The sequence below is a fragment of the Arthrobacter sp. DMZ02-1R genome (genome assembly GCF_057747935.1).
In genome coordinates this window covers 4,894,855-4,904,456 of sequence record NZ_CM173230.1, presented here as the reverse complement: position 1 = coordinate 4,904,456, position 9,602 = coordinate 4,894,855, and the positions used below count along the sequence as shown (strand labels likewise).

Below are 9,602 nucleotides of genomic sequence, written 5' to 3'. Positions count from 1 at the left end.
TACCTCGATTTGAGATCGGGCCGGGATGTGCTGTAAAGTCATGTCTCGGCCCGAAGAGGTATCGGGGCGTATAGCTCAGGCGGTTAGAGCGCTTCGCTGATAACGAAGAGGTCCCAGGTTCAAGTCCTGGTACGCCCACGGAACCTGCACAGGTTTTGCCAAAGGTTCAGGAGACTGAATCGGAACGGGGTGCGTGTGAAGAAGTTGCTCATAGTTGCAGCTGCGGTCGCAGGCGTCCTGCTCTACAAAAAGGTGCAGGAATCCGAGGCCCGGAAAACGGTCTGGAGCAAGGCAACCGACACGGTTGACTAGCTAGGACGCCCGGTCTGGACATGGGTGAAAACCATCGAAGGATCTAGGGTAGTATGGACGGGTTGCTTCTTATGGGGGCATGGCGCAATTGGTAGCGCACCTGCTTTGCAAGCAGGGGGTTCGGGGTTCGAGTCCCCGTGCCTCCACCATAAGAAAGAGTCCCGGTCAGAAATGACCGGGACTCTTTGCGTTAACCACTTCACTAAGGTTGAACCGTGAACTTCATTGTTGCTGCTTTGGGCGTGCTCGGTGTCGCATCATCCGGACCCCTCATCGCGGGAACGCTCGGCGCCACGTCTGTCACGGCACTAGCTATCGCCTTCTGGCGCAACGCAATCGCCGCCGTCGTCATGGCCTCCCCGGTCCTGATCCGCGAACCAAGGCAGTTTCGGAAGATAACACGTCACGAGTTCATCTGGTCCGCCGTCGCGGCGGTCGCGCTGGCCTTCCATTTCGCCTGCTTCATCACCGCCCTTCAGTTGACGTCTGTCGCCGCCGCCACCGCCTTGGTGTGCCTGCAGTCGGCATGGATCGCTGTCTTCCAGCTCCTTCGCGGCACTCGGCACCGCTGGCCGGTACTGGTAGGCCTGGGCATCGCACTGGCCGGTGTCGCGGCAATCACAGGCTTCGATATGGGAACCTCACCGAAAGCCTTCCTTGGTGACGTCCTGGCCCTCGCTGGAGGCGCACTGGCCGGGCTCTACACTTTGGCCGGAGGCAAGGCGCGTCAGAGCATGGGGACCGGGACCTACACGACGCTTTGCTACGGGATTTGCGCGGCCATTGTTGCCGTATTGGCCCTCGCGGGCGGCCAGTCGCTCGTAGGGTTCGACGCCGGCGGCTGGCTGGGGATTGTGGCCATCACCGTGCGCGCAACTGGTGGGCCACACGGCCTTCAACCACCTTCTGGCCACGATGAGCCCGCTGTTGGTCTCCATGATCATCCTGCTGGAGATTCCCGGCGCAGCCCTTCTGGCCGCGGTATTCCTGCGCGAGACCCTGCCCTCCGGGACCTACGCGGGGCTAGCCTTGATTCTGGCCGGACTCGCCGTCGTCGTAATCGGTCAGCGGCGCGGCCAAGCCGGCCCCGAAGACAAGATCGCCGAGCTAGGTACCGACTGAGCCCGGGTACCGCGTGACGGAAGGTGACCGTCCGTGCTGCTACATGCCGCCGCGGCGCGCGCCCTGGCTCGTGTTGGCTGCGTGAATGGCCCGGAGCAGCTTCGCCGGGAAATAGACCGAGAAGAACACCACCATGGGGGCCTTCAACGCCATTTTCTTGACGTTGTGGGCCTTGTAAGTGCGGTCGAAGCGGGTCACGTAATACCGGTAGTCGCGCGGTGAGTCCTCGAGCCTGCGGGCAGACATGCCGGAGACCATCTGCGGCCAGTACTGCACCCTGAGATCGTGGTCGGCAAGGTGCAGGGAAAGATCGATGTCCTCATGCATCTCGTCCTTCTCGTCCCGGCAGGTCTCGTCGCGGATGGTTTCCCACGCGGAGCGGCGAAGCGCCATGTTGGAGCCAAAAAGGAAATGGTACTGGTGCTTCGCAAGCCGAAGCATGAGCTGGCGCATTTTGTCGTCGGCTTTGAGCCCGAACCGACGCATGGGCATGTCGTAGTAGACCACGGGACCCGTAGCCGCTTGGGCAGAAGGATCCGCGAAGGCATTCTGGACCTGCTCAACCCAGTCCGGTTCCAGGACGGAGTCGGCATCAATCCGGCCAAGGATCTCCGATGTGGCGCTGTTGAGGCCGAAATTGCGGGTAGGGATGAGTCCTTGTGCCTTGCCCTGGCTCAACAGGATGATGGGGCTCTCCGGGTACTCCTGCTGCATCTGCTGGACGATCTGGGCAGTGCGGTCCTGGGACATGTTGTCCACGACGATGATCTCGTCCGCAGGCACCGACTGGTAAACGGCCGCGATAAGGCATTGCCGGATGACGCTCTCTTCGTTGTACGCCGGGATGACGATTGAAACGCTCGGCTTCACGGGTGCGACGGCTGCGTCACTGGCTGCATTTGCGGAAGATCTATCGGCTGGCATCCCCATAAATCTAGCATCAGGCCGGTGTCCGCTGAGGAAGCCTTCGGTGACATGTGTCCAAACAGTAGAAGGGACCCCGGCGAACCGGAGTCCCTTCAACGTGAAGCGCGTACGGCATTCGCCTAGGCCTCGTGTTTTCCTGCTTCGTCCGTGGCTGCCTCGTGCTTGCCGGCCTCGTCCTTGCCTGCCTCGTCCTTGTGCAGGCTGGCGGCGATGTTCTTCACCGCTGTTTTGGCGTCGGTTGCCACCTTTGCAGCGGCATCCTTGGCGTCCTCGACGGCGTCCTTTGCCTTTTCGGTTGCAGTCTCGGTTTTCTCAGCTACCTTGGTGGCGGCTTCGTTGGCCTTCTCGGCAACCTTCTCTGCTGCCGCGGCGGCCGGAACCGGTGAAGGTGTCACTGGGACCGGGGTCTTCCACGGGTCCTCCACGGGTCGGCTGGCCTTCCATGCGGCAACTCCGGCGGCCGCTGCTGCTGCCAGAACAGTGAAGATCAAGAGTCCGCGTTTTTTGGGTTTCTTGGTCTTGGCGAGTTCGTTCGAGACCGCCTTTGAGGCTTCCTCGGCTGCGGCTTTCAGCTGGGCCTTGGTGGCCTGTGCTTGCTCCTGGAGGTTGTGCACCACTCCCGAGTCAACAAGCTTCTGGGCGACGGCATCCACCTGCGCGGGTGCGTTCTCAAGGACGTGGTGGACAACTTCGGAGGCTTGACCGAGCTGCTCGGAGAGCTTAGGCAGGTACTCCTCAACAACCTTGTCCCGGGCGTGGCCGAGAGCCGGTGTGGCCTTATTGAGTGCTTCCTGGATCTTGGGCGAGGCGTCCTCGACGGCGTCATGGATCCGCGGTGCGAGGTTCGCCAGGCCTTCCTGGAGCTTCGGCGTGACGGTCGCAACGCCGTCGGCGAGGTTGTGGGCGGCCGATTTCAGACCTTCCTGGAGCTTCGGCGAAGCGGTGTCGATGCCGTGCTGGATACGGGGAACCGCCCAATTCACAGCTGCTTCGACGCGCGGCGTCGCCCAGTCCTTGGCATTCTCAACACCATTCGCAACGGTGTGTTCAAGTTCGCGGGCAATCCGGTCCGATTTCTTCACAACTACCTCCCGATTAACATGCTCGTTTGTTGTTAGCCTACGTCGCTTGACCGGCACCGGCTATTGATCCAGCGGATTCGCGGAAGATTTCACCGAGCGCGGAACCGGCTCCCTGGCCGCCTCGCCGTTGACCCTGCATGGAAGAATGGCGCTATGACCATCGCAACCGCAAAAGCAACTTTCCACACGAGCCTCGGCGATATCGTAGTTGACCTCTTCGGCAACCACGCGCCAAAGACGGTCGCCAACTTTGTAGGCCTGGCCACCGGCGAAAAGTCCTGGACACACCCGGAGACCGGCGAAGACAAGACCGGTACCCCGCTTTACAACGGCACCGTTTTTCACCGCATCATCAAAGACTTCATGATCCAGGGCGGCGATCCCCTCGGCCGCGGCATCGGCGGACCGGGCTACAAGTTCGATGACGAGATCCACCCCGAGCTGAACTTCAACGCCCCCTACAAGCTGGCCATGGCCAACGCCGGGATCCAGATGGGCAAGGGCACCAACGGTTCCCAGTTCTTCATCACCACGGTCAACACTGACTGGCTCTACGGCAAGCACTCCATCTTCGGTGAGGTTGCCGACGAAGAGTCCAAGAAGGTTGTCGACGCCATCGAGGCCGTCCGCACCGGCATGGGCGACCGCCCCGTTGAAGACGTCGTCATCAGCAGCATCGACATCGTTCAGCTCTGATCCCCGGAGCCTGAACAACACATGAGTTACGGAATCCCGGCGGCAGAGCCGTCCGCAGACATTCCGGTGTGCCCCAGGCACCCGGACAGGCCCTCCTACGTGCGGTGCCAGCGTTGCGGGCGTCCTGCATGCCCCGAATGCCAGCGGGCGGCCGCCGTCGGGTTCCAATGCATTGACTGCGTCAATGAAATAAAGCGTTCGACGCCGGCCGCGCGCTCCGCGTATGGCGGCGCCATTTCGACGGGCCGGCCCCTGGCGACGTACGTGATTATTGGGCTTTGCGCCCTGGTGTACGTCCTTCAGTGGTTGATTCCCGGCAATGTGGTGGAGGATCAACTCGCCTTCGCGTCCGTCTACGCCACTCCGCACTTTGGAGCCTTCGAACCCTGGCGGATGCTGACCTCTGCCTTTGTCCATTCACAGGGTTTTGTCCTGCACATCGTGCTCAACATGTACATGCTCTGGATCTTTGGCCAAGTCCTTGAGCCCGTTCTGGGGCGCATTCGCTTCCTGGCCGTTTATCTACTGTCCGCAGTCGGTGGCTCTGTGGGTTTCCTGCTCCTAACACCCATGCTGCCTCCAACCGGAGTGGAAGGCGCTTCCGGCGCGATCTTCGGCCTGTTTGGCGCACTCCTGGTGGTCCAAAGCCGGCGCGGCGGAGACACAAGGCAGCTGTGGATCCTTATCGCCATCAACGGAGCCATTGGTTTCCTGGTCCCCGGTATCGCCTGGCAGGCCCACTTGGGCGGGCTCGTTACGGGTGCTCTGTCGGCGGCTGTCATCGCCTTTGTTCCGCGTGGACCGCGCCAGGCATTGCTCCAGACAGCCGGCATGGCAGTGGTGGCCGGGATTCTGGTCCTGGCCACCGTCCTTCGGGCCACGGCAGGCTAGCCGCTCCTAGCGTTTTAGCCTAGGAGTTCCTCCAAGCGATCCATCGATTCCTTGATGCCCGCATCCATGCCGCTGGCTACCGCCATGTCCCGGGCCTCGACCGAGGGGAACACCGAGCGCTGCACGACGCGCGTGCGGCCCCCGAGATCCTCGAATCTGGTGGTATCCAGGGTGACCTGACCGGGGGCGCCGTCGAATTCGAAGGTCTGGATGATCCTCAAGGGTTCCTGGACTTCGTGGAAGACCCCGCGGAAGCCGAACTCGTTGCCTTCGCCGTCCGAATGTACGTAGCGGTAGCTGCCGCCGGTCCGTGCGTCGTAGGACTCTAGACGCATTTCCAAGCGCCGCGGTCCCAGCCACTTGACCACAAGTTCGGGATCCGTGAAAGCGCGGAACACGCGATCTGGTGCGGCGTCGAAGTCGCGGCTGGTGTCGATGAACGGCGTGCCGGCCGTGACGTCAATGGTTGTTGTGTTGATGCTCATTGTTCCTTCTCCTTTTCCGGATAGTCCCCGCCGGCCAAGTCAGCAGTGGCCTCTCCGGCTGACGGTGTTTCACTGGCCAATAGCTCGTCCAGCCGGGCGAAACGCTCTTCGGCCTGAAGACGGTAGTTCTCGATCCACTCAGCCAAGGGACCCAGCGCCGTGGTGTTCAGGTGACAGGGACGGCGCTGCGCTTCCCTGCTCCTAATGATGAGCCCGGCGCCTTCCAGCACCTGTAGATGCTTTGAAATGGCTTGGAGGGTGACGGTGAATGGCTGGGCGATCTCAGTGACTGTTGCGTCGCCCAAGGCCAATCGCGCCAGTATCCTGCGGCGGACAGGATCGGCGAGTGCCATGAAGGCCCTATTGAGCTGGTCTTCAGGATCCAGCACTGCTGCTCCAACAGTTTCCGGCATGCGTCTCCCCTGCCAGGCTCAGGCTCGAGCGTCGCGGATGGCTTTCCGCGGCACGCAAGCAGTCTGCTTTCTCAACTAGCTGCCTTTTAAATCGTGTTATTCAAATACGCGGTTTATCAACTAGACCGTTGAATACACAAAGCCTAGGACTGCTCACGAAGACCGTCAAGACCCTGGACGTGTTTTCCACAGGGGTTATCCACAATGTGTGTAACTTACAAGGATGTAGTTCCGTTGTGGATTGGCTGTGTGGGCCGAGATGGCGGGGGTGGCGGATTCCCCTGGGGACTAACGTCCACAGTTGTGGATAACTTTTGCCAACCTGCCTGTGGTTATGTGGATAAGAAGCCAGCAATTCAAGGGTGTGTGGACAACCTCACTGTTGGCAGTGGTCGGAGCTCAGTATCAACAGGGTTATCAACATTGTTAATAACTCACACCTTTGTAGTTCGCCGATTCCCGGTTGCCCTGGAAGCGCGCCGTTCCGGGAGTTTTCCACGGTGAAGCCAATACTTTTCCCCAGCTGTGGATAACTTGTGGGTAGCTGCCTGTTGTTAAGTGTGTAACTCCGACGATTGCAATTTCTCAAGTTGCTTGTCATCTGTCACTTGCGGACCAGGCTGACCACTGAAATGGCAAGCACGGCGAGTGCACCCCAATAGGCCGTGTTCCAACCAGCAGCTTGGGACAGGGTGAACACCGCGCCGCCAACGAGGCTGCCCGCGGATTCGCCGATGCTCGTGGAGATTTGTCGCATGTTGAAGAGCTCGAGTTGCGAGCGGTGACCGCCGATGCCTGCGAAAACAGTGTTCAACATGGGTGTAAAGAAGGCTTCCGCTATTGAGAAAATAACCATCGCAAGCAGGATTCCAGGAAGTGAGCCCCCTAACAGGGCCATAACGAGGTACGCGCCAGCGAAGATAGCAACTCCTCCGCGCATGAATGCAAAGGGGGCTGTTCCACCGCGCATTCTTCTGTTCATGAGCATGCTGATGGGAGCCTGGATGGCTACCACCAACAAGGCGTTTACGACAAAGATCGACGACCTTAGTGCGCCGGACTCGGCAACGGAGAGGAGGTGGATCGAGATCGCTGAGAAGAGCTGCGCGTAGAGGAAACAACCAGTCACGGAGGTGGTCGCGGCTGCCCGGACTTTCCGATCCAGGATAAGCGCGGTGAACGTTTCCTTTGTGAGCGGTGGCCGTTCCGTAGAGGTAAGCGGTCGTGTTGAGGGAATGAAAATCGCAGAAACGATGGCAGCAGCAAGGTATGCTGCCGCAACCCACCAAAGAAGGGCAGCCGCTGAGCCGCTTAGGAGCAGCGCACCCAGAAGTGGGCCAGTTGCTGCAGCCAGATTTGCGCCCACCTGGATTGCGGAGAAGACGGTCGTTCTCCGATCAAAGGACTGGAGTGATTCTGTGGCGAAGACCCGAAGTGCCATTCCGCTGACACTGATCCCGACTCCCGCCACAGCAAGGAGAAGAACGACGACGGCCACCTGGTTCGCAAGACCTAGGGATCCGAAGGACAGTGCTGAAATGCTGAGCCCTCCACAGACGGACAGTCGCAAGGGCCATGTCCACATCATTCTGCTCAACAGCACCGCAGCGGCGCGCATGCTGGCCGACAGAGCAAAGAGAGCAACACCGGTCTCCCATCCGGCAGTAACGTGCCATCGACCGGCCAGCAGGGCCGGGAGGAGGGGCAAGATTGCGTAAAACCCCAGCTGGGAAAGAAATGACGAAGGGACTGTTGCGGCCAAGACCTGCCAGAGATTTTCTTGGCGGAGCTCTTGACCGCCCATCATTGCTGCAATTCAGGAAGGACTTGCGGTGTCCACATAGAGGGCAGGGGATGCCCCTCACGCTGGACCTTGATTTCCAGGGGGTGCACCATCATCGGGCACATGTGTGAGGGAATCACGGTGATGATGGAACCTGCCTCAACTGCTGTGGGCCACGGACCCCAGACCCGAGTTCCGTGGCATCTGATGTTGTAGGGCGGCGTGCGGCCGGGGTCTCAGATCCAGCCGCACGCCTTGCAGGGATCCTTGGATCCCTGCGCGTGCCTTGTGCGGTCGGTAAGCATCAGATACCCACGCCCACGGTCTGCGGCACGGCCTGACATACGATCCATGTAGGACGCCTCCCCGCGGACCCCCATCAGGTCCGCGGGGAGATTCACGCTCATTCGCATGCCAGACACTATCTATGTGTCACGGGTGCTGGAAACGTGTCGCCAACCCGGCAAGGGACTTCCGGAAGGTGCTTTCCTCGGTGTGTGGCACGTAACAATCGGATGACTGATGACGCGCGTCAGGCCGAGACGTGTTCGTCCTGGGAAGCGATCGCCTGAGGCCTGCGGGCTGCGTCGCTGATCCGCAGCAGCAGGGCGACGATGATCCAGTTGGCAAGGAGCGAGGACCCGCCCGCGGAGAGGAACGGCGTCGTCAGTCCGGTCAGGGGAATAAGGCGGGTGACACCGCCGATGATGATGAAGCACTGAATCGCCATGGTGAAGGACAGCCCGCAGGCCAGGAGTTTCCCGAACGCATCCCGGATGCCCAACGCGGCCCGGAATCCCCTGGTGAAAAGCAGCAAATAGAGCAGCACGATGGCGAACAGCCCTATCAGGCCTAGTTCTTCCCCGAAGGAGGCGATGATCATGTCGCTGTTGGCGAAGGGCACAAGGTCAGGGCTTCCGAGCCCGAGGCCTTTTCCGATCAGGCCGCCGTCGGCCATTCCGAAGAGGCCTTGGACAATCTGGGCGCTACCTCCGGGAAAGCGGGTGTACACCTGGGCGTCGAAGGCATTGACCCAAGCGTCGATCCGCAAGCCGACGTGGGAGAAGATCTTCGCCGCGGCGTATCCGCCCACAGCCATGAGCACCAGGCCGAGAACCAACCAGCTGGCTCGGCTCGTGGCAACGTAGATCATCACCATGAACAGCCCGAAGAGCAATATAGACATGCCTAGATCGTGCTGGAAGACCAGTACGCCTACGCTCGCGGCCCAAGCTGTGATCATCGGCCCCGTGTCCTTGATTCTGGGAAACTGCAGGCGCCCGAATTTCCTGCCCGCCAGCAAGATTAAGTCCCGGTTGGAGGACAAATATCCCGCGAAGAAGATGGCGAGCGTGATCTTCACGATCTCCCCGGGCTGGAACTGCAGGGACCCGACGCGTATCCAGACATTCGCGCCGTTGATATCGCCGGCGGAAATGCCCGGGACGAGGGGAAGGATGAGAAGGGCGGCACTGACGGCAAGTGCAATGAAGGTGTACCGGCGCAGTATCCGGTGATCTTTCAGCAGCCACAGCGCAGCGGCCGCGGCCAGGACCGAGACGATCGTCCAGTTGAGCTGATTGGTCCCGGCAGTGCTACCGGTTGACGCGTCCAAGCGTCGGATCATGGCGATGCCCAAGCCGTTCAAAGCCACGACGATCGGGAGGATCACCGGATCCGCATACCGTGCCCTGAACCGCAGGACAACGTGGAAGACCCCGGCCAGCGCCGTCAACGTTCCGGCTTGGAGCCAGAAGCCAAAGTCGAGGGCTTCCTTCTTGTCCACGCTGGTCATTGCGATGGCTCCGATGCCAACCCCAAGGGCGAGTACCAGCAGAACCATTTCTACGTTCCGGCGAGGCTTCGCCAGAATCGCTTGCTGGCTCATTGA

The 9,602-nt window shown here is 60.7% G+C and carries 9 protein-coding genes, 2 tRNA genes and 1 pseudogene; 6 read left to right on the top strand and 6 right to left on the bottom strand.

What is annotated here, in order from left to right:
- The first annotated feature begins 64 nt into the window (after positions 1 to 64).
- The 4 genes and pseudogenes from AC3ANQ_RS23315 (at position 65) to AC3ANQ_RS23300 (ending at position 1,434) form a co-directional block, all read left to right on the top strand.
- Positions 65 to 138: transfer RNA gene (locus AC3ANQ_RS23315), tRNA-Ile, on the top strand.
- Between the two features lie 57 nt (positions 139 to 195).
- The gene (locus AC3ANQ_RS23310; protein WP_265978190.1) at positions 196 to 312 is read left to right on the top strand and encodes a DLW-39 family protein; all 117 of its coding nucleotides are present in this window, start codon (positions 196 to 198) and stop codon (positions 310 to 312) included.
- Between the two features lie 73 nt (positions 313 to 385).
- Positions 386 to 461, top strand: a tRNA-Ala gene (locus tag AC3ANQ_RS23305).
- 66 nt (positions 462 to 527) lie between these two features.
- Positions 528 to 1,434, top strand: a pseudogene (locus AC3ANQ_RS23300) (DMT family transporter).
- Between the two features lie 39 nt (positions 1,435 to 1,473).
- Here AC3ANQ_RS23300 and AC3ANQ_RS23295 read toward each other — a convergent pair.
- The gene (locus AC3ANQ_RS23295; RefSeq protein WP_488303224.1) at positions 1,474 to 2,358 is read right to left on the bottom strand and encodes a glycosyltransferase family 2 protein; all 885 of its coding nucleotides are present in this window, start codon (positions 2,356 to 2,358) and stop codon (positions 1,474 to 1,476) included.
- Positions 2,359 to 2,480: 122 nt separating this feature from the next.
- On the bottom strand, positions 2,481 to 3,443 hold the full coding sequence (locus AC3ANQ_RS23290; RefSeq protein WP_488303223.1) for a hypothetical protein: 963 nt from the start codon (positions 3,441 to 3,443) through the stop codon (positions 2,481 to 2,483).
- Positions 3,444 to 3,596: 153 nt separating this feature from the next.
- Here AC3ANQ_RS23290 and AC3ANQ_RS23285 point away from each other — a divergent pair, with 153 nt between their 5' ends.
- Positions 3,597 to 4,139 (top strand): peptidylprolyl isomerase, encoded by a 543-nt coding sequence (locus AC3ANQ_RS23285; RefSeq protein ID WP_488303222.1) that lies wholly within the window; start codon positions 3,597 to 3,599, stop codon positions 4,137 to 4,139.
- 21 nt (positions 4,140 to 4,160) lie between these two features.
- Positions 4,161 to 5,030 (top strand): rhomboid family intramembrane serine protease, encoded by an 870-nt coding sequence (locus tag AC3ANQ_RS23280; RefSeq protein WP_488303221.1) that lies wholly within the window; start codon positions 4,161 to 4,163, stop codon positions 5,028 to 5,030.
- A gap of 14 nt (positions 5,031 to 5,044) precedes the next feature.
- On the opposite strand, the gene AC3ANQ_RS23275 is transcribed toward AC3ANQ_RS23280, so the two are convergent.
- The 4 genes from AC3ANQ_RS23275 to AC3ANQ_RS23260 all read right to left on the bottom strand — a co-directional run bounded on the left by AC3ANQ_RS23275 (position 5,045) and on the right by AC3ANQ_RS23260 (position 9,599).
- Entirely contained in the window at positions 5,045 to 5,515 is a 471-nt protein-coding gene (locus AC3ANQ_RS23275) for an SRPBCC family protein (protein WP_488303220.1), read from the bottom strand.
- Positions 5,512 to 5,928, bottom strand: coding sequence for an ArsR/SmtB family transcription factor (locus tag AC3ANQ_RS23270; protein WP_488303219.1), 417 nt, complete (start codon positions 5,926 to 5,928; stop codon positions 5,512 to 5,514). The genes AC3ANQ_RS23275 and AC3ANQ_RS23270 overlap by 4 nt, the downstream gene beginning before the upstream one ends.
- 604 nt (positions 5,929 to 6,532) lie before the next feature.
- A complete protein-coding gene (locus AC3ANQ_RS23265) occupies positions 6,533 to 7,735 on the bottom strand; it encodes an MFS transporter (protein ID WP_488303218.1) in 1,203 nt (400 codons plus the stop codon).
- A 508-nt stretch (positions 7,736 to 8,243) separates the two neighbouring features.
- Positions 8,244 to 9,599, bottom strand: a complete 1,356-nt coding sequence (locus AC3ANQ_RS23260) for an FtsW/RodA/SpoVE family cell cycle protein (RefSeq protein WP_488303217.1) — start codon at positions 9,597 to 9,599, stop codon at positions 8,244 to 8,246.
- Positions 9,600 to 9,602 lie beyond the last annotated feature (3 nt).

What these genes read in the sequence shown, in the direction of transcription:
- AC3ANQ_RS23295 (WP_488303224.1), bottom strand. Translation starts at nt 2,358, where the DNA reads ATGCCAGCCGATAGATCTTCCGCAAATGCAGCCAGTGACGCAGCCGTC.
- AC3ANQ_RS23285 (WP_488303222.1), top strand. Translation starts at nt 3,597, where the DNA reads ATGACCATCGCAACCGCAAAAGCAACTTTCCACACGAGCCTCGGCGAT.
- AC3ANQ_RS23280 (WP_488303221.1), top strand. Translation starts at nt 4,161, where the DNA reads ATGAGTTACGGAATCCCGGCGGCAGAGCCGTCCGCAGACATTCCGGTG.
- AC3ANQ_RS23275 (WP_488303220.1), bottom strand. Translation starts at nt 5,515, where the DNA reads ATGAGCATCAACACAACAACCATTGACGTCACGGCCGGCACGCCGTTC.
- AC3ANQ_RS23270 (WP_488303219.1), bottom strand. Translation starts at nt 5,928, where the DNA reads ATGCCGGAAACTGTTGGAGCAGCAGTGCTGGATCCTGAAGACCAGCTC.
- AC3ANQ_RS23265 (WP_488303218.1), bottom strand. Translation starts at nt 7,735, where the DNA reads ATGATGGGCGGTCAAGAGCTCCGCCAAGAAAATCTCTGGCAGGTCTTG.
- AC3ANQ_RS23260 (WP_488303217.1), bottom strand. Translation starts at nt 9,599, where the DNA reads ATGAGCCAGCAAGCGATTCTGGCGAAGCCTCGCCGGAACGTAGAAATG.